Genomic DNA, 19880 nt, shown 5'->3' on the forward strand with positions numbered 1-19880 from the left:
TTGAAGGAGTGTTAAATGCCGATCGCCTCACGCTCGATAACCCAGGAGGACTCTCTAACCTCCAAGGTCGACTACCCAGTCCCTGAGCGATGGCAGCGCACTTACGTGTCAATAAGAGGCAGGAACGGTGAGGGGGAGGAAATCCCCCTCACCGGCATCCAGTCTCGTGCGTGGCCTGCCATGGTTCTCCAGCCCGGAGCTACCGGACTGGATCTGCCCCCGTACACGGTCTACATGGACGATTCACCGAACCTCGACGGCTCTATCGTTCGCGGATCCAGGGCAGTGGCCCGGCAGGTCCTGCTGCCCCTCTTCGTCTACGGGATCGACCGCAAGACCCTGAGACAGTTCAAGGCGAAGCTGGCCCAAGCCCTGAACCCGAAGCTGGGCTACGCCGTCCTGACCTTCATCGAACAGGACGGGGAGCCTCGGCGGCTGAAGTGCTACTACATCGGAGGTATGGAGGGCAACGAGGCCGTAGGTACGGCGGGCTTCACATGGACTTCCTACGGGATCCAACTCACAGCCGCAGACCCGTATTTCTACGGGGACACAGCGGTTGCCGCCAACTGGTCTTTCGGCACAGATCAGCCGTTCCTCGGCGATCCGTTCCTCCCTCTGACCCTCTCCATGGGCACCACCTCTCAAGGGGCACTCACCATCAACAACCCCGGAGACATTGAAGCCTGGCCCGTATGGGAAATCACAGGGCCTCTCAAACGGTTCCGGTTCACCGGCCCGGACGGTACGAGCTTCGGTATCCCTGACCAACCGGCCGGCATGGATGCCCTCGCAGCGGGCCGGATCCTGACGGTTGATTGCCGCCCCGGATACAAGACACTGTCGGATGACAAGGGGAAGATTTATTTCCCTCTGCTGTCTGCCAATCCCTCGCTCTGGTCGGTACCTCCCGGCACCTCGACCGCACAAGCCGATCTCCTCGCCGGCAGCGCTCCAGCCGCGGTGAAGATGACACTCTATCCACGATATTCAACCTACTGACATGAGGTGCACATGGGATACCAGGTGGAGGTGCGCGACGCTGCACTGAACCGAATAGGAATGATTGATACATGGATCTCGATGGACCTTGTGGTTCGGTACTGCCAGCAAGGCACGTGGCAAATGCTCGTCGCCGCGGGAACCCCCCAGGCTGACCTTCTCCAGAAGGGTGGCGGCGTCGCCATCTATCAGGATGGCGTCGATCTGCCCATCCTTACTGGGCAGATCGAGAGCTTCCAGCACTACTGGACGAGTGCTCAGCACACGTCCCTTGGTTCGCTGTACTTCGGGGGCAAATGTGACAACAAGCTCGCTTACAACCGCCTGGCGTTCCCTGACCCCACAAAGGAAGCTACCCAGCAGTGGCAGGCCGACGACAACGGCCGAGCCGTTTCCGGCCCCGCAGGTCACCTCGTCTGGGACGAGCTCAACAAAGCACTGGGCGCCGGCGCTCTGGCCAGCCGCCGAGCGGCCGGGGTCATCCTCGGGGCCGATTCCTCACTCGGCAAAGCGGTCTCTGACAACCTCCAGTGGGACGTCATCGGCACAAAGCTCGAATCGTGGATCGACACCACGACGACCGGTTACCGGTTCCTGTACGACCCCAACACGAAGAGGATCAACCTGAACCTCTTCGCTCCTCGGGACCGGTCCACCGCGGTCAGGTTCAGCAAGGACCTTGGAAACCTCCGAGAGTTCACCTGGTCCTTGACGGCTCCGACCGTCACACGGGTCATTGTGGCCTGCCAGGGAACTGGTAAGGGCCGATACCTGTACCAGCAGATCGACAGTGAGAGCGAGGCGGAGTGGGGCCTTCAGATCGAGGCATTTCTTGATCGCCGGGACCTACCTCTCAAGGCTGACCCGACGACGGGGCTCCCGATCAAGGCTGATCTCTCGGTGACTGACGAGCAGTTCACCACTGCCAAACAGGCTGTTTTGGACGCTGCCACGGAGGCCCTTAATACGGGCGCCAAGCAGGGAAACTTCCAGATTTACCCCGTCGATACCGAACAGATTCAGTTCGGGCGGGATTACTTCGTCGGAGACATCGTCACAATATCAATTGACGGAGTCGAGTACACAGACATCGTCCGCGAGGTCTCCATCACCGTGGACCAGGGCGGGGACACAGAGAGCATCACTCCGACCATCGGTGAACAGGGATCAGGCAATCCGCTCAATCTTTACAAGACTGTTTTCGACATGCGCGAGAAGCTGCGCAAACTAGAGGCGAGGATGTGACGTATGGCTGAAATCTCTTACCCCTTCCCTGCGGATAATGCGACTACGGGCGCCGCGAAAGCTGTCTCGGTAGCCCAGTGGCAATCGATGGCCCACCTATGGGGAGGGGATAAGGTTGATTTCCGGTTGACGGCCGCCACCTATTCGTCGGTTACTCTGCCTTTCACTCCGAAGATCCTCAGCGTTACCTCTGTTCAGATTGGTCCTGGCAAAGCCTGGGTCGGGGGTTTCTACTACGAGCTAACCGCTAACCAGAACGTTGCCATTTCAGCTAACTCGGCCAGTACGGACCGCATTGACCTCATTGTGTTGCGTGCTGACATGGCGAAGCCTTCGGTGAACCTTGCGGTTCGGAAGGGCGTCAACGCAGCCACACCAGTCGAGCCCAAGCCTGTTCGGCAGGCTGGTGGCATGTGGGAACTTCCCCTCTACGCCATTACCGTCCCCGCCAACGGGGGGACCATCGGCTACTCGTCTCGGGCACCATATGACATGCCCGCCGCCGTCAGCTTTCCGTGGAATGCCGCCCTTTCCGTAGACCAGCTACCGGCCGGGACTTTCGGCTACGACCTGGACAGCAACAATGACGGCCTACAGCACGAGTATTTCAATGGTGCCGATGGGACCATGATTACTCGAACTCTCGGAGTCTCCCGCAGTTACACACCTGCACTGATCAACGGGGCCGTCCCCGCCATTGAGCTACCGAACATTGTGAGAACGGGCCACTGGAAATGGATTGCGCCCAACACGGTCTGGTTCTCCGCGCAGATCAAGAACAACCTGCTTCACGACGTGTCGGCGGTTAGTGGTGCATGGTACCTGGGGGTGTCCCTCCCTTCGCCCGCTAAGGGCGTCATCGGGCAGGTATTCCACGGAATTTTGGACAACAACACTTCAGCAATGCCGAACACTTCCTACCCAAACCTGACATCTCTGACTGGATGGATCATGCAGGGAGGGGACACATCGACCGTTGCCCTCATGTCGGCTAATACCAATAACCTCAAAAACGGCCTGGACGGGCATCAGATTCTTCCCGCACGGGCCAGCATCACAATCTCTGGCGTGTACGAGGCCACACAACTCTAAGGAGCCGCTATGACACGTAATCTATTCGGCGGCACGGCAGCTGATGTGGCTGAGGACATCTCAGGTGCCCGCATACCCGGAGCCGTAGGAACGGTCTGGGACGGACCCTCGGCAGGGGCCGCCCCCCTGACAGATCTGATGGACGAGAGCGGGGCACCCATCGTGTCCCTCACGGCCACCAGTAATGGGATGCTCCCCCCGTTCTACGGGCCGGAGGGCGGCCCCGGACGGGTCTACGTCGATTTTGGCGCCGGTCGGGTAGCCCTGCTGGCAACGGACATCGGTGACCGCCTCACCGCGCACGTGGCCGCCTTCGACCCCCACGGGGACAGGGCAGCTGCACAGGGAAATCTGGAGTCTCGTCTTGGCGCTCCCGGTGGCATCGCGACCTTGGACTCCAAGGGGAAGGTCACCCGAAGCCAACTGAGTCTCTGTCCGGTTGGCGGTTACGTCCCTGAAGGCTGGGGCCAGTACTGGCGGGCCAAGCGGGACGCAGCACCTTTCGCCGGCAACAAGGCCCGCGTTGCCTTCGTGGGGGACAGCGTCACATTCGGGTATTACGTCAGCGACCTAGCCAATACTTCATGGGCAGGGCGCGTGCGGACAGCACTTCAGGCCAAGTACGGCGATGGCGGGTCCGGGATGTTCACTGCTTCCCGCTCTGCCACCATCATCACTGGCAAGCCTGAGGCGACAACTGCATGGGCGGCCAACAATTCCATTATGACCCAGACCGGCACATGGAGTCGCGGAGCTACGTTCCACGGGCCTGGCATTTCCCACATCTACGCGAATTCTGCTGCTTCGGCTTCACTGAGAGTCCGCGGTACCTCTCTAAAGATTTACACGCTGGCAGGCACTGCTACGAACGCCGCATACACCTACAAGGTGGATGCGGGGCCAGTGGTTACCGTTCCTGCAAGTGCGGCCACTTCTCCCACGGTTGAAAGCCTTGAGGTTACTGGCCTCGCTGAAGGAGACCACACTGTCACCGTGGCATGGAATGGAACTGCCTCAACACAGAGGTTCTGCCTCATCGGCGTAGGAGCCGAGAACAGTACTGGCATTGTGGTGGACAACCTCGGCCGCTCCGGGGCCCGGACGGACCATTTCACGGATACTACGGCCAGCAACGTTGTTTGGAACGGCGGTACCAGCTATCCGGCTGATCTGGTGATTTACTCGCTGGGCCTGAATGACGCGGACCAGGGCGTGACTCCCGATGCTTGGACTACGAATGTTACTAAGCACTTGCAGGCCATTAAGGCTGTCAACCTGGGGAAGACCGACATCCTGATAGTTCTCCAGCACCAGGGAAACTTCGCACAGACGACTCAGTACTACTCCGAGTATTCCCGGAGGGCTCACGGTATGGCGGAGACCTACGGTGCGGCCCTTGTGAACCTGTGGCCTCTCGGTCGCAACAGTTACGCCTTTCAGGCCGCTGGGGGCTATTGGGGCAACTCGGCAAATCCTGGCACTAGCGGTACCGATGTCGTTCACTTGTCCGACGCAGGCGCTCAGTTCATCGCAGACACCATTACTCCCCTTCTGGCGGACTAACCCCGGAGAGGTCGCAGAGAGGGGCCCTTAGTGACTCCAAATGAAATTTTTAGCTACGCCGGCACTGGTGCCGTAATCATCTCAGCCTCAGCCGTGCTCTTCGCCTCGTTCAAGACGAATACAGCCCAGGTTTGGCGTGCCGAGGCTGAGGCTCAGAAGACTCGGGCTGATCGCCTTCAGCGAGATATGGAAGAGATCAAGGAACGACTTACCCGGATTGAAGCAGAGAACCAGCGACTCATCGAGCTGCTGACTGCCCTAGATCCGGAACGGCTTCGCGCTCTGCGAATCTAACTCGCCATACGTTTTAAGTGAGGGGCCCATCAAATGGTGGGCCCCTTTTGCGTGCCCAAAAGGAGACGACATGAGTACCCAGCTTGAGAAGGTTCTGAACATCGCCAAGGGAGAGGTCGGCTACCAGGCCACGAGGGCCCCCGGTGAGCGCCCGTCTGGCCACCAGAAGTACAGCGGCCAGATTCCCGGCCTGGAGTGGTCCAACTATCAGCCCTGGTGCGCAACCTGGGTGAGCTGGGTGGCAATGGAGGCGGGCGCGGCCAGCCTTTACCCGCGCACCGCGAGTGTCTTCACCGCCATGCAGTGGTTCAAGGACGCCGGTCGGTGGAGCGAGTACCCCGCGATCGGGAGCCAGGTCATCTACGGCACTAGCGGCAGCACTCACACGGGCCTCGTCTACGCGTACGACTCCACGTACATCTACACCTACGAGGGCAACACGTCGCTGACCAACAACGCCAACGGTAACCAGGTGATGAGTCGCAAGCGGGCCCGCCGGGATGCATACGTTCACGGATACGGTCTGCCGAAGTTCCCAGAGGGCATCACCACCGCGGATCCCTCGAAGAAGGGCAAGACCGGCTTCCACTACAAGGCAACCGCTACCACTCCCGTGGGCGGCAGCTCCAGCGGCTCGACCCCGAAGCCGGCCGCGTTCCCCGGCGTCAAGTACTTCAAGGCCGGCGCGAACAACGCCTTCGTCACCCAGCTCGGCAAGCAGCTGGTGAAGAAGGGCTACGGAAAGTTCTACTCCGTCGGGCCCGGCCCCAAGTGGTCAGAGTCGGACCGCAAGGCCGTTCAGGCGTTCCAGCGTGCCCAGGGGTGGACCGGCTCCGACGCGGACGGCTACCCCGGCCCGGAGACCTGGAAGCGTCTTTTCAGCTAAGGAGACACCCATGATCAAGTTTATTTCCATCCACGGTGTTCGGATCTACTCCGTGCTCGCGGCACTGGTGCCAGCGCTCCTGATTATCTGCCCCAAGATCCCATGGGAAGCCCTGATGACTGCCTCTGCGGGACTTCTGGGTGTCGGCGTGGCAGCGGCCACACACGAGGACACCAAGACGTTCAGAGCGATTGCTGCCTCGACCGATAGAGGCGAGACCGCCACCAACTAGGCGAGAGTGCACCTGGGTTGAGAGAAGCAGACAAGGCCCCCGGCTTCAGCCGGGGGCCTTGTCTTGTTTCACGTCCCCATAACGTGGTCGAGTTCCTTCAGCGCGAAAGTCGCCTCCGGATCTCCACCCTGTGCAGCACGGGCCCGGAGCGCTTCACGGATGACATAACGGTGTGTCGAGAGGTATGCCCAAGCGTCATACACAACTTGGTCGTCGGTTTCATCCTTGTCAGCCTCTGCGTCCCCTTCTTCGAAGAGACCCAGGACCCTTCCGAAGTCGGCGCGGGAGATTGAGGCCCAGTCGGACTCGCACTTGACTCCCTTGGCCTTGAGGTCAATCACCTCGCCTCCGCCCCGTACGGCAGCGGCCAGGGTGCCAATGACGTCTCCACTCACAGGTCTTCCCCCAGCTTCACAGAGACGATCTCAACATCGGTCACGCCCTGGTCTGGCTCTTCAAGCTTCTGCTTGCGTCTTTCTGCGCTCGGCATGTCGTAGGCCACGACCGAAATATGCGGCTTCCCGGCCTTGACCCACTTCAGTCGGAAGTTCTTCACGAGCCCTCCGCCTCCGTCCGGCGTCCCCCGCCATGACCCCACGTACAAGCGAAGTCGACGCACTTACGACAATGTCGGCACTCGGTGTGTCCGCTGTTCTCAGGCAGCCCGCCCCCGCAGTCCGCACAACGCTTCTTCTCAGCCATCTTCATCTCTCCTATGACTGGGCGCCCGCCCCCCGGCGGGTCAGACGCCCACACCGTATCTCTCGGGTCTGACAGTCCGATGTAAGCTCACGAAAGAGGCCCCGGACACTTCTCCTGTCCGGGGCCCTCTCTGTCCTCAGTTACTTGCTCTGCTGCCGTCCCGGCCTGCGACGCTGGGGCTCACCTGCCAGTCCTTCTGTACTCCTCGCAGCGGCGGGTCCAGTAGGCCCGTGCCTGCGGGGTGTTGCCCTCTTCAGCCAACTCAAGCCAGTTCTCAGGCACCTCGTACGTCTGGGCCGCGGCCACGGACTTCACCTCGGGCTCGCGGCGCTCCTGGTCCCCGTTCTCGACGGGTGCCGGTGCGGGCTTCTGCCCAGGGTCTGGGCTATCCAGAGGACCCCAGTGGAGCAGGCTCCGCAGAGAACACGAAAGCAACTCATCACCGGTGGCCAGTTGGTTGATGACGTATCTCCCCTCTCCGGTGTAGACCACCTCGGCCCTCGTCCACCGGCCTGGCTCCGGGTTAAACCTTCCTGCCTTTCCACCGAACCAGATCAGCCGCGGCTTCGGCGTATTGCGGTGAGGGAGGTATCCAATCTCTTGAAGCTTGGTCTGGTAGACCCGCTCCGGGCGCTCCTGATCGGGCTCCTGGCCCAGGTCCTCGTCGTCCTTCAGCGCCTCGCCCCCGTATATGCCGGCGAGCTGCTGGAGCTGCTGCCCGATGCCGCCCTTCAGTGGTGCTTCCGCATCCGGCCAGATTTGTCGAGCTGCCCTCACGTACCTCTCTCCACCAAGGACGGTGACCTTCGCGCCCTCCAGGCCCAGCTTCTTGGCCTGCTCACGCACACGCCCGAGTCGTACGGATCCCTTGTCGCCGATCTTCACGTCGTAGTTCTCGATCTCCTCACTCAGAGGGATGAGCCCGTACTTCGCGCTGAGGACCATCGTTGCGCCGTCCATGACGTCTGAGGCAAGCCGGCAGGCGGTGAAGTAGTTCCCGGTGTAGCGCTCATCGGCGGGGATCCTCCCTGGCCGTTCCGACTTCTTTCCGCCGCAGGCGATGACCACCAGGCGCTTGGGCTGCTCGGCTTCGTCCCGGCCGTGAATTGCTTCCATGAAGTCGGGCGCCTGGTCCTCGCCCTCATCCACCACCAGGTACCCGTTGATGAGCCTCTGAGTCTGCTGGTACGGCTCGGTGTAGGTGGCTATGAACTTCTTCGCGGCCCTGGCCGTGGCCGGATGGGCGTTCTCCTTCAGTCTGTCCATCTTCCCGAGGAACCAGCCCAGAGTCTCAGCGCGGACGCGGCCGGATGCGCCGTTGGCCGTCCAACTCATGTTGCCCAGATCGGAGCGGACAGTTTTGCTCTCACGTGCGTGCTGCTTGGAGTCGAACCCGTACTGACCAGAGAAGTGCCCCGACAGGCTCTTGGGCATCTTGACCGCATGCCGGATCTCCCGAGGGTCGTCCGGCTCGTACTCCAGCTCGTACTTGAGCATCGACTTGCCCGCCATGACGTTGTTGCCGTTATCGCTGTCGAGCCAGCCACGAGCGATGTCGAGCGCGGATCCCACTGCATCGTTGGTCAGGTGGAGGTCAATGGTGTTCAGAGAGTTCATCCCCTTCGCCTCCAGCTCCTCGGCGCCTTCACGGCAAGCGTCCAGGAGATCCCCCTCCCCCTGGGTCTTCGGCTTCACGTTCTTGAGCACGTGTCTACGGATCTGGCCAGGCACGGGGATAGTGACGATCTTCGGCATAAGGACCCCTATTTACTTGATCTTGAATTACTTGTCTTCGGGAATTGAGCGATCCAGGACCAGCACCTTGTAGCCTGCCGGGCTCGGCTCGTACGAGAAACCAAAACGTCGGCCGAAGCCCTTCTCCGTGAAGTACTCGGCCCAGTAGGTGACGCGAACTCTCGCGGTCTCAATGTCGTCAACGGTCTCCCACTCCTCGACCCGCTTTGCAGGACGGACGAGAGTGCCACCTTTATTTCCATTTGACATTGCTAGATAAGCCCCTCAAATATATTGCTGGCGACCGGAGGTGTCTGGATTGGCTTTGCCTTGCCCCTCAATTGGTCAATGTCAATCACCTTCGCGTTGGCCTGCGAGGGCTCCTCGCTCGCCTCGATCAGCCGGTACATGAGCTTGGGCGCCCCGCGGCCTGAGGTCTTCTCCGTCCACATCTCCACGTCGTCCATGCCCTCTACGGCCTCCTTGATGGCCGCCGCGTTAAGCCGCCCCCACAAGGGGCGGAGCAGGTCAGAAGCCTTCGCTTCGCCCCCACACCTCTTCAGCACGCCCCTGATCAGGTCCTCGGGCGTCGTCATCGGTTTGGCACCGCCGCTGTTGCTGGCAGCGTCCTTCACCAGCTTCTCGACGCTGGCCATACTGAAAGAGACGAACGCCCAGGCAGCCTCTACCGCGTCGCGGCATACTTCTTCCTTCATCTCCGTGGCACTGAGCACTGCGGAGACGCGCTGAACCTGCTCAGCGGATCGCTCCATGTACGAGGCCAGCAACTCGGGGAGCTCGGCCATGCGGTCCTCCACGATGGCTCGGATCTCATCGAAACGCTCGCCGGCCTCGACGCTGAAGCGCATCACCCGGTCCTCTTCCTCGGCCCACTCGTAGGCTTCCTTGAGCGCGGAAGTGTCCGGTACCTGGGGCTGGTTGTCGTACGGGAGCATCTTCGAGCGCTCGACCAGCACAGGGAGGAGCCGGTTGTACGATCCGCCCAGTGCCTCACTCGAAGAGACATATTTGCCCCACTCCCCCGGCGTGATGTGAGCGTGGAAACCGAGGAGGGGCCGAGCCACGCTCTGGAGCCCGTCCTTCTTGGTCCGGTTGGATATGGGCTTACCGTCCCAAGCTGTACGGAAGAACGTGCTGAATTTCGAGCACTTCTTCTGATCCTTCAGCACTGAGGCCCACTCCTCTTCGAGGAGCACACACCGGCCATCGATGCCTCCGTCCGCACCCATCGTGTCCAGCTCCAGCCCGGAGAGCATGTCAACCAGGGAAGGGCCACTCGATACACCAGATCGCTTACGGGAGTGGATGAAGCCCCCGATCGGCTTGCCGAGCAGAGCGGAGGCCGTACCGAGCGCATATCCCTTGCGCCCGATCGCACTCCGGCCGGCGAGAACGGTCCAGACCACGACCGGCCTCCGGTTGTCGAGCCGAACCCGTCGGCTGATCGCAGCCGAGTACAGGGAGAGACTTGCCGCCCAGACGCCGATGGGATCGGCCTCAGACGTTGGCATGGCGGACTTCACGGCCTCGCCCAGCGGGCCATAGGACATCAGGTCAAACGTGGTCATGAGGTGATCTCTGCTTTCTCGATCAGGCGCTCAGTGCGGCGTCAACGGCCGGGGCCAGGGCGGCAGCGAGCTGGTCCCTGAACCGCGCTCCGTGCTCGTCGCACAGGTCGTAGCGGTCCCCCATGACCGTCAGGTTCACGGTTCCGGGAACCTCCAGCCCCTTCTTCGAGCAGGCGTCGCACGTCACAGACTCAATCACCTTGCGGGCCATCAGTGATCCTCTCCTGGGCATCATACGTTCAAGAAATGCTCGTCACGGACTCAATTAAGAGGCCATGGCGAGAGACCGGGCATAACCCGGCCTCCACCATGGGGTCTCAAGCGGTCAACTAGCGTTCGGTACCTCGGTAGACGTCGCCCTCGACGTAGGTGATCCCCGAGCCGTCAGGCGCCTTCATCGCGTAGTGCTGCTCCCACTCGGCCCACACGTAGGACCAACCTGCCGTGATTAGGGACTCGCTCACGGCGTCGTCCCCACCCGATCCCGCGAAGAACGCCTCCCCCGCGCTGGGTTCGTCCTTCCCCAAGATGCGCATGACGTCGTCCGCGCCCTTGGCAGACTCAAGCTCCTTGAGCTGGGCGTCGATCAGCTTCCAGAAGTTGTCCCACATTTGTTTGCTCCGCTCTCGGCCAACTGGTCATATTTTGGGATACTTTTTTCAGATGTACTGGGACCCCAGAAGGCCCCTACGGGCTATCTGGAAGTCCAGGGCCACCCACCGGACCAAGTCCCTAGTGGCCAGGTCCGGGCAGTAGTAGGCGTTCGCCCGCTTCCCGCACTCCTCGAACACGGCAGTGAGGGCGTTGAGTCGATCCGCGGAGTTGTCCAAGAGGGCCGCGTGGGCGGCCTGCGTGCCCAGCTCGGTGAGGTCGACGTCCAGAAGCGCCATCAAGCTCATGCGTCCGCCTCGAACCGTGCTCGGTCCGCGCGGGACATGCACGCTGGGCTGTCCCACTCGAAGTGCCCCGCGCCGGCCAGGCCCCTGATGAACCGGGCAGTGAAATCGTGGGAGTGTGAGAGTGCCCAAAAGACACGCTCTTCGATCGCGTGGGGCCGGGGGGCGATATCGAACGGCTCGGAGGACCAGGTGTTCCAGACCTGCCCGTCGAGCACTTCATCACCCTTATAGATCTTGATGCCGAATCTCTGCTCACCGGGGGTGAACTCGACAACAACTGTGACGTTGGCCAGCCCCTCCGGCACGGACCCAACCGCCATATGCGTGTGCTTCACAGCCCCTTCGCCTCCCTGTATGCGTTGATTACCTCGCTTGGGATACGGCCCCGAGTGCCGACGACATAGCCGTTCTCTCGGCCCCATTCCCGCATGTCCTTCATGAGCCACGTCTGATGTGCCGTGCGCTCTGCGGCAGCTCGGCTCTCATTCGCTATCCGTTCCCATTTCTCGCGCTCTCCCTTCTTGCGTTCTATCTCAGCAAGGTGGGATGGGTATCGATCCTTGAACAGGCGGGCTTCCGGAGGGAGAAGTGGCGACTTATTTCCCTCTTCCCTGACTCCCCAGGCAATCAAGTGCTCTCGGACAAGGTCCGGGCACTCTGGCGGCCCAATCGTCTTGATGTATCGGTCCACTTTGGATTCGGCAAGCATCCGGGCCGCCGAATAATGCATGTTGGCATGGAGTCTGCTTGTAAGAATCTCCAGGAACACTGTGCTCTCGCTGTTTCGACGCTTGGCGTCGGCTGCGGCCTCGACATACCACTCATTGGTGAGGTACATCAATTCACGCCTCCCAGATCTGCGTAACTCACGACAGCCTCTTGAGCGGGCGAGTGGTTACGCCCGCACCCCTGTAAGAGGTCCCGCACACGTCGCAGTACGGGAATGACGCGAAACGCTTCTCGCCGAATTTCTCGTAGTCGACCCATCTCGTTGCAGGTCGCCCACAGTTCGAGGAGCAGTTTCCGCTGTAGTTCTTCGGGTAGGGCATGGCATTCCTTTCTCCAGTGGCCATGGGAGAGGCCCGGACGGAGATACCGTCCGGGCCTCTCGGCAAGGCGACTAGCGAGTTAGTTCCTGAAGCGTCCTCGATGCGCGGTAAATATCGCCTCGCGCATTGCTAGATTCTCGGGGAGGTAGTTGTCGTACAGTCCCCACTTCAGGACGATTCTCATCATGTTCAGCTCGATATCGGTGAACACCCACGGATCAAAGCCATCGGGTAGGTTGAACGAGAGACGGACAGCAGCGTTCACATACTCCGTACCGGAGAACCCTCCCGTGGCCGCGTGGCCGGCTGCCATGAACCGATTGATGCGGCACCGCACGAAGGGGGCGTGCGTGGCCCTGGTCGGCGTGATGGTCACGGCCGGCTCGTCCGGGAACCACCCCCGGCCCGTCCGATGAACCTCGACCGGGATGTTCTCAACGTCGGGGATCTCGTGCGTCTTCATTTGCCCTCACTCGGCGGGATTAGGGCTTCCAGCTCCTCCAGAAGCACGAACAGATCAATCTCTGATTCGTAGGCGTTATCGCTGCGGTCCTCGTCGTAAGCGGGGATGTTTTCCTCGCTTACCTCGCGCACCTCGTTGCGGTAGCAGTTGAGTTCGTCGTCCCTGGCTTTCAGCCTGCCCCGGTACTTCTCGACCAGTTCACGGATGGAAGATTCCATCATGCGGCCTTTCGAAGGTCGGTCCAGGCGTAAAGGGCCGTAGAAGCGGGAACACCGCTCTCCACTTCTTCGACCCGGATCCAGACGGGAGTCTTGTACCTCTCCTTCAACTTCCTCCGGAGGAATTCCGTCGCCTGGAACTCGGCATGTGCACCGCTCTCGCCATCGGCAACTACGGTGTACTCACCCTCCGACTCGGCGTCATAACCCCCCGGCTGAAGGGTGAACGTCCAAACTCCGCGGCCCACGTGGTAGTGCGGGTAGTCGCAATCCTCGCCGTGGTCGGCGAGAATTTCTTCGGCCGTGTTCACGTAGCCGAAGGCTCGGAGAAGTGCTGCGAACGTCATGGCATCACTGCAACCAAGCGGGCAGTCGTAATCCGGGATCAACGTGGACGCCATTCCTGAAGTCGTCCACGCGTCCACGAAGGCATCAGCAGCAGCGAGCTTGCGAGCGAATTCCTTACGGACCTTCTTAGGGTACTTGCGGGACATGATCAGACCTCTTCCAGGATCTTGCGGGCCTGGGCCGCAAAGTCAGCGAACGTGTCACGCGCATCTATCGCGTATTCGAAGTCGCGCTCGTCGTAGTCGCCCATGTCCCTGTCAGTGCAGGGCTGTTCTCCGTCGACGGGGTCATACGATGGAATCTCTCGGAACGATTCCTCTCGGCCCGTCGCCCACCCGTCGTGGGCCTTGACGAGCTTTTCCAGCAACTCCAGTTGCTTGGCGCGCTTGCGCTTCATTCGCTTGGTGAACTTCCTCAACATGCAATATTCCTCTCGGTCGGTTGCCCGTGGCGAACGGCCGGGATTTCCCGGCCGCCACCAAACAGGAACCGTCAGAGTCAGGCGCTCACGGGCTCGGCATCCTCGGTGGAGTTCGCGCGCTCCCACATCTCTGCGGCCGTAAACAGTCGGGCCGCCTGGAGCAGCCTCAGCAGGGGAGCAAGCTCCGTGTCGGTGAAGTGAGGTGAAGCACCAGACGCGAGCCACGGGTCATCGAGCGTGTGAGCTGCATCCATGGCTGCAATCACCAGGTGCTGGTTGCGCTGGCTCAGCTTGGTCAGCTCCTGCACCCGCTTGTTCAACTCCCACACCTCGTCATGGAGCTGAGAGTTCGACTTCGCAAGAGTGGTAAGGGGCGTGTCGGACATCTGACGTCGAGCACGGTGGTTGGTAAGGAACGGGATGCGCATGGTGAGCCCTTCAATTTGGCGGGATGAGTGCCCATGGGAGAGGCCCGGACGCTTCTCCCGTCCGGGCCTCTCGGTGACGCTCCTCTGTGACTACTTGCGGGCGCCGATCAGCGCCGCGTCCTGCTCCAGGCCGTTGTACGTCCGGATGTACTCGGGGATGGTCATTCGCTCCCAGTCAGAGAAGACGTGACCGTGGCGCTCACACAGCAGCACGCGCACGCGCAGGCCCTTCGGTTCTCCCTCGCGATACGTATGCCTGACCATGGCGGCCTCGCCGGCACAGTGGCCCATGCCCACGCTCACGTAGACCTCGCAGACCCAGCCGAACTTGATGAGCCGTTCCAGGACGCCCTTCGCCTCCGGCTCGCTGTCTGTCACCCCGATCCAGTAGGTGTGCTGGTCTCCCTGATCGAAGGCGTAGGTGAACCACTTCTCAGGGTGTCCGCCAACGGTGCCCTGGACCCGCACCACGTACCCGCGGTAGTCCGGTGTTCCCTCCCGGCCGAGCTGCGGGTATCCAATCCTGTTGTGCCATTCGGTCACTTTTCATTCCTCTCGTTGTGCATTCTCAGGACCAGTTGCTTCGCGTCGGCCTCCTTGACCTTGCAGCCGAGCCAGGTCTCCCCTCCCGGCTCGCCCACGAAGCACGAGGAGGTAAGGGTGAACTCTGCGCGGAGTACGCGGCCGACCTGCTTTCCGTTCGCCCTCAGAAACCAACCGGGGTGGTGAGGGTCGGTGCTTCGAACCCAACGGGCCATCAGAAACCTCTCTCAGCCTTGTACTCGTCGAGCGATTCCCCATAGTTCTCTCGTACGACCTCATCGAGGTCGGCGCTCATTCCCGACGTGAGGACGGAAATGGTTGCGTTGACCAAGAGCGAAAGCAGGTCTTCAGAGTCGATGTCGCACTCGATTTCCTGAATGATCAGATCCCTGGCCGCATTCGCGGCCTCGCTCACCCGCGACTCGGTGTAGGTCTTCACGTCACTCACTTGCTGGCCTCCTTGATCCGCGTTGTCTTCACCGAGTAATCCCCCTGCCGACGCTCCACGTCCACGGGCGCGGGACCGTCAAGGAATCCACGCAGCAGCGCGGCCGTGTGGGCGTGGTAGCCGATGCCTTCATACGAGTAGCTTCCGAGGGTGCGAGCACGCGTGATCGGATCCACTGGGCCGTCTTCAGCCGCCCACGTGCTGTTCGCACGGATGATGATGCGGCCGTAGTCGGTCGATAGCTTCAGGCCGTACCTGTACTGCCTCTCTGCGGCATCTGCGTTTCGAGCGTCGAACTCCGTAGCGAAGTTCTCGGGCTTCAGGAATTCCTCAGGAGGCAGGGAGTTCAGGACGATGTACGGTCGAGACATGATCTCTCCTTAGTGCACACGCTTGGACAGGTTCTTGTACGTACGCCAGATCTCGGCATCCAGCACGTGTCCAGCGCCGGAGAAGTTGTAGTCCATGCCCCTCTTGAAGATGTAGTTCTTCAACGTGCTGAGCTTTTCCGTATGAGTCTCACTCGCGGTCTCGCCTGTCCTGATGTTCCGCCAGATGAGTGTGTACTCCTGGCTCGGCTTCTTGCCGGATCGAACTGTCCCCAAAGCATCGATCCGCAGGCTCACTTCTCCTCCTTCGGGTAGGTGTTCTCGATGATCAGTTCCCACGCCTCATTCAGCTCGGCGGTGGTCTCGTACTTGTGCAACCAAACGAATCCGCGAGAGTCCTCCGTGAGGATGATCGCTTCGAGCTGATAGAGGCCGTACCAAGCAGGCCCTTCGGTGCTGTCACCGGCCTCGTCCTCAGGGGCGAGGTAGTACAGGGTCTTCGCCTCTTCGGTCTGGAACTTCGTTGACATCAGAAGCCCTTCGCGAAGTGCTGAAAGACATGGATGGCTCCAGCTCGGGAGAGCGTGCGGCCCGGCGTGACGGTTCCACCGATGGCCTCAGCCACTCGGTACCGGCCGGGAATTCGAGGCCGCCCCCAGCTGCGGATCGCCGGGGCCACCCCCACGTTCCTGCTGGGGTGCGTGAAGGCGCGTGCGCGCATGAATATTCCTTCCGAGAGACGGTCTGCGGACGTGCAGACAAGGGGAAGCACCTCGACGCCGGCCGAGGTGCTTCCCCCAATCCAGACGTACTCAGTCCAGCTCAGGGAGTTCCGCCGTGATGAAACATGCTTCGAACTCGCGGACACGCTGAACCGTCTGCGCGAAGTTGTCCCCGTCGGATGACGGTCGCACCTTGAAGCAAACGGACAGTGGGGCGAGGCCATCCCAGTACTCCGGTCGCCGTTCAGTCATGACGCGAATGGCACCGTCGTCCATGACTGCGACCGTCGTACTCAGGAGAGCCACGGACTTACCCAGGACGAATGTCTTACGGCGAACCGGCTTGCTCAGGATGAGCTTGTTCGTGTCGAGGTCGAGCACGTCAGATCTCCCACTCCTGGCGACACGGGCCACACTCGAAGTCCGATTCAGCTTGGCGTCCCGCACACGTCTGGCAGAGCCCCCTGTAGGCCCGCGCCTTGCGCTCGTATTCGGCTCTCACGATCGTGGTCAAGTGCGCTTCCCAGATGGGCCGCTTCTCCTGGCACTCCCAACACATGTATCCGTAGGTCGTCTTGCGGGACTCGCGTTTGCATAGCCAACAGGGCTCCTTCTTGTCCCTCATGAGGAACGCCGCCAACTCGTCTTCCTCACGAGTGGACGGCAGAAAGTACACGGGCATGGTCGAACCCTTCTGTCCGCTGACACAAACGGCCCGGACACTTCTCCTGTCCGGGCCGTTCTTTATGGATGTGCTAGATCAGTCCGAAGTACCTGTGAGGCATGGGGACGCCGAAAGCGTGTGAGGAGAATTGCCACTCGAACCATGCGACTTCGTTCCGGTGGAACAAGGCATCAGAGATTGCCTGTTCAGCCCACGGCATCGGCCGTGCGCACTGCTTCAGATGCTCGAAGTCGTCACAGAGTTCTTGCGTGGTCTTAGCGTCGAGATGTCCTCGCACCACCACCGCGGTCACGTGCGCCACGTCGTTCCTTCCAGTCACCGGCTCCGCATGGACGCTTGCCGGATTCCACCGCACCCCGAAGGGCGCGATAGGACCCTGAGAGGGCCGGACGATGGCCAGAAGGTGCGGGAAGGTTCAGCGGTTCCGGGACAGCCAGACGCAAGCGGGCTGGAAGCCCTGCTCGCAGTCGTCCTGCTTCGAGTCCGCGAAGCCGTCGTTGAACGGAGCTACGACGGACGTGGGTTTGGCCTCGGGCTTGTGCCCGTGGATGGAGCATCCGACGAGCGCGACAGTGGCGGTGATTGCGGACACGAGGGCACGGCGAAGGTTCTGCATGGTCTCTCTTCACGGATTCAAGATGTATCACGGATTCAAGTTTTTTGGCATGGCTATCTGTAGCGCGCGGCCTTGCGGTACTGCCGGATGCTCTCCCGAGCATGCTCGGCCACGTCCGCATCGCCTCTCGCCAGGGCCTCGCGCTCGACTCCGATGAAGTACCGCAGTCCACGCTTCGCTTCCTCACGCAGGCGCTCTTGCGTCTCCGCGATGTCACGCAGACGTACGACCTCCACCCTCGCGTCGAACTCACGCTTCGTCTCCGCCTCACGCTCGGTCAACTGGCGCTTGGTCCATGTGGCCTTGCCGTCCGCTCTGCGACCGATACCGCGCCCCTGGAGCTGCTTGGTCATGCCGTTGTCCGTGCGGACGCGTGGCATCACGTTCCCGTCCTGGTCCCGCGAGATGCGCGGGAACGGCTGCCCCTCCGCCTGGAATTCAGGCACGAACGGCAGGTGGTTCGCCTGCTCCGCCTTACTCAGGCGTCGGCCCACTTCCCGCTCAGCGCCGATGCGTCGATAGGGCAGATGTGGGATGTGCTCCACGTACCCTCGAAGGGACGTTGCCGCGATGCGGCTACCGGGGCGCGCAGTCACCGGAGCGGACGGGTACGGGCGGGCCTCACGCTTAGGTGCCTGACTTACAGCAGCTCGCTTCCGTGCGTGCTTACCCATGACGGGCAGCGGCTTGAGCTTCCATTCACCGGACATGATTTCTCCTTTGCGGTACGGAGTGTTGAACCTTGGGCAGTGAGCGACGGCCGTTTGACCAACCGTCGCCCTACAGTGAGTGCCCACACTGCAATGGGTAGGAATTAATTCAGCACCGCCACGGCCTACCGACCGTGGCGCTACTGAACAAGCTTGCCCGCGCGTACGCATCGCTTAGTAGTACGCGACGCTTAAACGGGCCTTTATAGACAGTGCATCATGTGTTCCGCCCGGCTTTCTACGGCCGACGTATGTACCTCACAGCAACACCCTTAGGCTACGACTCAAGGCCGGATGCACCATAGAACGCTTTCACGCGCAATCCACGCGCGCTAGCTGCTATCTCCTCCGCTTTCTAGCGGAACACAAAACACACTGTTCAGTTATCAAATGGGCACCGATCATATAGGCGGAATACCTATACCGAGCCCGGCTTACGGCACTACCCCTATAAGGGGTGTGTCCCGCGTAGGGTCACGCATAGCCCTGATTCACATTGACATGAGGGCATGCCTATTAGAGCCACATAGGCCCGCTTTGTTTCACATTCGGTAGGTCTGGCCTCTACCTCCGCGCCTTACCCCGCTTAGCGGGTGGCCCTGGGGGGAGTTTGTGCCTTTCCCTTTCCGACAAGACAAACAATACCAGTGCGTCACGGATTCAAGTTTTGCTGCATACCATTATGCCCGTAATGCCCTTTTTTGATGACCTATTATGCCCCAATATGGGCGTGACCCAGGTCACATGGTTAAAACTGTGAGTGACCGCAGGGGCGCCTTTTCTTGCACACCGTGACGGGGGGAATGAATTCAGAGAGTGACAGCTGCATTACTGCGCATGGATGTATTCACGTATTCAATTTCACGTAAGCAGAGAAACTATTCCCCATTTCGAATGCGTATCTCAACACGATAACGTGCATGCATATGGGGGTAATACTTTAATTCAATTGAACTGGACCCACCGGGGGTACCTTCCTGCCATCGTGTACGGGTTTAAAAAGTGCCACTACGCCCATTTGATTACCCTCCGAACCCAGTCTGCACCCGCCAGTGAACCCCTTGGGTCATGCGTACCCCTACGCGCGGGCCCGGAAGGAATGAATTAACCCCCTCAGGGAGTGAAGTGGATCTCACTTGAAGGGGTTCGTGTATCAAGATCGGGAGATTGACACCGACATCTTTTATGGTGGGGGTTTATGCCCCCACCTGATCGCTAATCTCAGGGAAACAGGAGGGCCCCCTCCCGAGAGAGGGGGCCCTGATGGTGCAATCTGATCCTTTAACCACGTGCCTTGTCATACGCTTCGCGAACTGGTGCCGGTACGCGGCCCCGGTCGTTCACCTCGAAGCCATTCTCCTTAGCCCATTCACGGATCTGAGCAGCATCCCGCCTGGCGCCTGTAGCAATGGGACGGCTTTTGCCCTTGCCCGCCGGGGTAGCGGAGCCACCGCGGACCCGTCGAGCACCATCGGCGTGGAGGAACGGACGGAGAGCGTCCATGAGCTGGTCGTGGCTGCCCGGAGTGAGGTCAATCTCAACTCCCGCACCATCGATGAGGATGGTGTGCGTGCCGATCTCCTCCGACTCCTCGCCAGTAACGTCATCAACTAGGGTGCGAATTACTCTTTGAGCCATGGTCGTATTCTAGGCCGAGCAAAA

General features: G+C 60.9%; 29 protein-coding genes. 6 read left to right on the plus strand and 23 right to left on the minus strand.

The features are described from left to right. Nucleotides 1–15 precede the first annotated feature (15 nt). The 6 genes from OHB13_RS11870 (at nucleotide 16) to OHB13_RS11900 (ending at nucleotide 6314) form a co-directional block, all read left to right on the plus strand. Complete coding sequence (locus tag OHB13_RS11870; protein WP_328377046.1) at nucleotides 16–1002, plus strand: phage tail domain-containing protein; 987 nt, start codon at nucleotides 16–18, stop codon at nucleotides 1000–1002. 12 nt (nucleotides 1003–1014) lie between these two features. Next, on the plus strand, nucleotides 1015–2247 hold the full coding sequence (locus OHB13_RS11875) for a siphovirus ReqiPepy6 Gp37-like family protein (protein WP_328377047.1): 1233 nt from the start codon (nucleotides 1015–1017) through the stop codon (nucleotides 2245–2247). A gap of 3 nt (nucleotides 2248–2250) precedes the next feature. Next, nucleotides 2251–3339, plus strand: a complete 1089-nt coding sequence (locus OHB13_RS11880) for a hypothetical protein (RefSeq protein ID WP_328377048.1) — start codon at nucleotides 2251–2253, stop codon at nucleotides 3337–3339. Nucleotides 3340–3348: 9 nt separating this feature from the next. Continuing rightward, nucleotides 3349–4902 (plus strand): GDSL-type esterase/lipase family protein, encoded by a 1554-nt coding sequence (locus tag OHB13_RS11885; protein WP_328377049.1) that lies wholly within the window; start codon nucleotides 3349–3351, stop codon nucleotides 4900–4902. 364 nt (nucleotides 4903–5266) lie between these two features. Next, nucleotides 5267–6082 carry a peptidoglycan-binding protein gene (locus OHB13_RS38750; RefSeq protein WP_443062944.1) on the plus strand — a complete coding sequence of 272 codons (816 nt, stop codon included), beginning with the start codon at nucleotides 5267–5269 and terminating at the stop codon, nucleotides 6080–6082. 10 nt (nucleotides 6083–6092) lie between these two features. Continuing rightward, entirely contained in the window at nucleotides 6093–6314 is a 222-nt protein-coding gene (locus OHB13_RS11900; RefSeq protein ID WP_328377050.1) for a hypothetical protein, read from the plus strand. A 68-nt stretch (nucleotides 6315–6382) separates the two neighbouring features. Here the strand turns inward: OHB13_RS11900 and OHB13_RS11905 are convergent, their stop codons facing one another. The 23 genes from OHB13_RS11905 to OHB13_RS12015 all read right to left on the minus strand — a co-directional run bounded on the left by OHB13_RS11905 (nucleotide 6383) and on the right by OHB13_RS12015 (nucleotide 19856). Continuing rightward, entirely contained in the window at nucleotides 6383–6655 is a 273-nt protein-coding gene (locus OHB13_RS11905) for a hypothetical protein (RefSeq protein ID WP_328377051.1), read from the minus strand. A 50-nt stretch (nucleotides 6656–6705) separates the two neighbouring features. Further along, complete coding sequence (locus tag OHB13_RS11910; protein ID WP_328377052.1) at nucleotides 6706–6870, minus strand: hypothetical protein; 165 nt, start codon at nucleotides 6868–6870, stop codon at nucleotides 6706–6708. A gap of 326 nt (nucleotides 6871–7196) precedes the next feature. Further along, nucleotides 7197–8771 carry a DUF6884 domain-containing protein gene (locus tag OHB13_RS11915; RefSeq protein WP_328377053.1) on the minus strand — a complete coding sequence of 525 codons (1575 nt, stop codon included), beginning with the start codon at nucleotides 8769–8771 and terminating at the stop codon, nucleotides 7197–7199. A gap of 251 nt (nucleotides 8772–9022) precedes the next feature. Continuing rightward, nucleotides 9023–10339 (minus strand): DUF3987 domain-containing protein, encoded by a 1317-nt coding sequence (locus tag OHB13_RS11920; RefSeq protein WP_328377054.1) that lies wholly within the window; start codon nucleotides 10337–10339, stop codon nucleotides 9023–9025. Between the two features lie 22 nt (nucleotides 10340–10361). Beyond that, on the minus strand, nucleotides 10362–10550 hold the full coding sequence (locus OHB13_RS11925) for a hypothetical protein (protein WP_328377055.1): 189 nt from the start codon (nucleotides 10548–10550) through the stop codon (nucleotides 10362–10364). A gap of 118 nt (nucleotides 10551–10668) precedes the next feature. Next, nucleotides 10669–10950, minus strand: a complete 282-nt coding sequence (locus tag OHB13_RS11930) for a hypothetical protein (protein WP_328377056.1) — start codon at nucleotides 10948–10950, stop codon at nucleotides 10669–10671. 48 nt (nucleotides 10951–10998) lie between these two features. Continuing rightward, entirely contained in the window at nucleotides 10999–11238 is a 240-nt protein-coding gene (locus OHB13_RS11935; protein WP_328377057.1) for a hypothetical protein, read from the minus strand. Next, the gene (locus OHB13_RS11940) at nucleotides 11235–11573 is read right to left on the minus strand and encodes a hypothetical protein (RefSeq protein WP_328377058.1); all 339 of its coding nucleotides are present in this window, start codon (nucleotides 11571–11573) and stop codon (nucleotides 11235–11237) included. The genes OHB13_RS11935 and OHB13_RS11940 overlap by 4 nt, the downstream gene beginning before the upstream one ends. Further along, nucleotides 11570–12076: an Lsr2 family DNA-binding protein gene (locus OHB13_RS11945; protein ID WP_328377059.1), complete on the minus strand. Its 507-nt coding sequence runs from the start codon at nucleotides 12074–12076 to the stop codon at nucleotides 11570–11572. Before OHB13_RS11945 ends, OHB13_RS11940 begins: the two co-directional genes overlap by 4 nt. Nucleotides 12077–12366: 290 nt before the next feature. Continuing rightward, nucleotides 12367–12750 carry a hypothetical protein gene (locus tag OHB13_RS11950; RefSeq protein WP_328377060.1) on the minus strand — a complete coding sequence of 128 codons (384 nt, stop codon included), beginning with the start codon at nucleotides 12748–12750 and terminating at the stop codon, nucleotides 12367–12369. Then, nucleotides 12747–12971 carry a hypothetical protein gene (locus OHB13_RS11955; RefSeq protein ID WP_328377061.1) on the minus strand — a complete coding sequence of 75 codons (225 nt, stop codon included), beginning with the start codon at nucleotides 12969–12971 and terminating at the stop codon, nucleotides 12747–12749. The genes OHB13_RS11950 and OHB13_RS11955 overlap by 4 nt, the downstream gene beginning before the upstream one ends. Beyond that, complete coding sequence (locus OHB13_RS11960; RefSeq protein WP_328377062.1) at nucleotides 12968–13462, minus strand: hypothetical protein; 495 nt, start codon at nucleotides 13460–13462, stop codon at nucleotides 12968–12970. Before OHB13_RS11960 ends, OHB13_RS11955 begins: the two co-directional genes overlap by 4 nt. Before the next feature lie 2 nt (nucleotides 13463–13464). Further along, nucleotides 13465–13737 (minus strand): hypothetical protein, encoded by a 273-nt coding sequence (locus OHB13_RS11965; RefSeq protein ID WP_328377063.1) that lies wholly within the window; start codon nucleotides 13735–13737, stop codon nucleotides 13465–13467. A gap of 77 nt (nucleotides 13738–13814) precedes the next feature. Continuing rightward, complete coding sequence (locus OHB13_RS11970) at nucleotides 13815–14165, minus strand: hypothetical protein (RefSeq protein ID WP_328377064.1); 351 nt, start codon at nucleotides 14163–14165, stop codon at nucleotides 13815–13817. Between the two features lie 90 nt (nucleotides 14166–14255). Continuing rightward, nucleotides 14256–14708, minus strand: coding sequence for a hypothetical protein (locus tag OHB13_RS11975; protein WP_328377065.1), 453 nt, complete (start codon nucleotides 14706–14708; stop codon nucleotides 14256–14258). Between the two features lie 214 nt (nucleotides 14709–14922). Then, nucleotides 14923–15156 carry a hypothetical protein gene (locus OHB13_RS11980; RefSeq protein WP_328377066.1) on the minus strand — a complete coding sequence of 78 codons (234 nt, stop codon included), beginning with the start codon at nucleotides 15154–15156 and terminating at the stop codon, nucleotides 14923–14925. After that, nucleotides 15153–15527, minus strand: a complete 375-nt coding sequence (locus OHB13_RS11985; RefSeq protein ID WP_328377067.1) for a hypothetical protein — start codon at nucleotides 15525–15527, stop codon at nucleotides 15153–15155. Before OHB13_RS11985 ends, OHB13_RS11980 begins: the two co-directional genes overlap by 4 nt. A gap of 9 nt (nucleotides 15528–15536) precedes the next feature. Continuing rightward, nucleotides 15537–15761, minus strand: a complete 225-nt coding sequence (locus OHB13_RS11990; RefSeq protein WP_328377068.1) for a hypothetical protein — start codon at nucleotides 15759–15761, stop codon at nucleotides 15537–15539. Nucleotides 15762–15778: 17 nt separating this feature from the next. After that, complete coding sequence (locus OHB13_RS11995; RefSeq protein WP_328377069.1) at nucleotides 15779–16015, minus strand: hypothetical protein; 237 nt, start codon at nucleotides 16013–16015, stop codon at nucleotides 15779–15781. A 282-nt stretch (nucleotides 16016–16297) separates the two neighbouring features. Beyond that, nucleotides 16298–16588 carry a hypothetical protein gene (locus tag OHB13_RS12000; RefSeq protein ID WP_328377070.1) on the minus strand — a complete coding sequence of 97 codons (291 nt, stop codon included), beginning with the start codon at nucleotides 16586–16588 and terminating at the stop codon, nucleotides 16298–16300. A 719-nt stretch (nucleotides 16589–17307) separates the two neighbouring features. Then, a complete protein-coding gene (locus OHB13_RS12005; RefSeq protein ID WP_328377071.1) occupies nucleotides 17308–17508 on the minus strand; it encodes a hypothetical protein in 201 nt (66 codons plus the stop codon). 53 nt (nucleotides 17509–17561) lie between these two features. After that, the gene (locus OHB13_RS12010) at nucleotides 17562–17954 is read right to left on the minus strand and encodes a hypothetical protein (protein WP_328377072.1); all 393 of its coding nucleotides are present in this window, start codon (nucleotides 17952–17954) and stop codon (nucleotides 17562–17564) included. A gap of 1545 nt (nucleotides 17955–19499) precedes the next feature. Then, on the minus strand, nucleotides 19500–19856 hold the full coding sequence (locus tag OHB13_RS12015; protein WP_328377073.1) for a histone-like nucleoid-structuring protein Lsr2: 357 nt from the start codon (nucleotides 19854–19856) through the stop codon (nucleotides 19500–19502). Between the last annotated feature and the right edge of the window lie 24 nt (nucleotides 19857–19880).

The sequence above is a fragment of the Streptomyces sp. NBC_00440 genome, from assembly GCF_036014215.1.
Classification (GTDB): Bacteria; Actinomycetota; Actinomycetes; order Streptomycetales; family Streptomycetaceae; genus Streptomyces.

Bases quoted from the DNA above. Each gene is read 5' to 3' on its own strand.
- OHB13_RS11870 (WP_328377046.1), top strand. From the start codon at position 16: ATGCCGATCGCCTCACGCTCGATAACCCAGGAGGACTCTCTAACCTCC.
- OHB13_RS11875 (WP_328377047.1), top strand. From the start codon at position 1,015: ATGGGATACCAGGTGGAGGTGCGCGACGCTGCACTGAACCGAATAGGA.
- OHB13_RS11880 (WP_328377048.1), top strand. From the start codon at position 2,251: ATGGCTGAAATCTCTTACCCCTTCCCTGCGGATAATGCGACTACGGGC.
- OHB13_RS11885 (WP_328377049.1), top strand. From the start codon at position 3,349: ATGACACGTAATCTATTCGGCGGCACGGCAGCTGATGTGGCTGAGGAC.
- OHB13_RS38750 (WP_443062944.1), top strand. From the start codon at position 5,267: ATGAGTACCCAGCTTGAGAAGGTTCTGAACATCGCCAAGGGAGAGGTC.
- OHB13_RS11900 (WP_328377050.1), top strand. From the start codon at position 6,093: ATGATCAAGTTTATTTCCATCCACGGTGTTCGGATCTACTCCGTGCTC.
- OHB13_RS11915 (WP_328377053.1), bottom strand. From the start codon at position 8,771: ATGCCGAAGATCGTCACTATCCCCGTGCCTGGCCAGATCCGTAGACAC.
- OHB13_RS11920 (WP_328377054.1), bottom strand. From the start codon at position 10,339: ATGACCACGTTTGACCTGATGTCCTATGGCCCGCTGGGCGAGGCCGTG.
- OHB13_RS11925 (WP_328377055.1), bottom strand. From the start codon at position 10,550: ATGGCCCGCAAGGTGATTGAGTCTGTGACGTGCGACGCCTGCTCGAAG.
- OHB13_RS11930 (WP_328377056.1), bottom strand. From the start codon at position 10,950: ATGTGGGACAACTTCTGGAAGCTGATCGACGCCCAGCTCAAGGAGCTT.
- OHB13_RS11935 (WP_328377057.1), bottom strand. From the start codon at position 11,238: ATGAGCTTGATGGCGCTTCTGGACGTCGACCTCACCGAGCTGGGCACG.
- OHB13_RS11945 (WP_328377059.1), bottom strand. From the start codon at position 12,076: ATGTACCTCACCAATGAGTGGTATGTCGAGGCCGCAGCCGACGCCAAG.
- OHB13_RS11950 (WP_328377060.1), bottom strand. From the start codon at position 12,750: ATGAAGACGCACGAGATCCCCGACGTTGAGAACATCCCGGTCGAGGTT.
- OHB13_RS11955 (WP_328377061.1), bottom strand. From the start codon at position 12,971: ATGATGGAATCTTCCATCCGTGAACTGGTCGAGAAGTACCGGGGCAGG.
- OHB13_RS11960 (WP_328377062.1), bottom strand. From the start codon at position 13,462: ATGTCCCGCAAGTACCCTAAGAAGGTCCGTAAGGAATTCGCTCGCAAG.
- OHB13_RS11965 (WP_328377063.1), bottom strand. From the start codon at position 13,737: ATGTTGAGGAAGTTCACCAAGCGAATGAAGCGCAAGCGCGCCAAGCAA.
- OHB13_RS11970 (WP_328377064.1), bottom strand. From the start codon at position 14,165: ATGCGCATCCCGTTCCTTACCAACCACCGTGCTCGACGTCAGATGTCC.
- OHB13_RS11985 (WP_328377067.1), bottom strand. From the start codon at position 15,527: ATGTCTCGACCGTACATCGTCCTGAACTCCCTGCCTCCTGAGGAATTC.
- OHB13_RS11995 (WP_328377069.1), bottom strand. From the start codon at position 16,015: ATGTCAACGAAGTTCCAGACCGAAGAGGCGAAGACCCTGTACTACCTC.
- OHB13_RS12005 (WP_328377071.1), bottom strand. From the start codon at position 17,508: ATGCAGAACCTTCGCCGTGCCCTCGTGTCCGCAATCACCGCCACTGTC.
- OHB13_RS12015 (WP_328377073.1), bottom strand. From the start codon at position 19,856: ATGGCTCAAAGAGTAATTCGCACCCTAGTTGATGACGTTACTGGCGAG.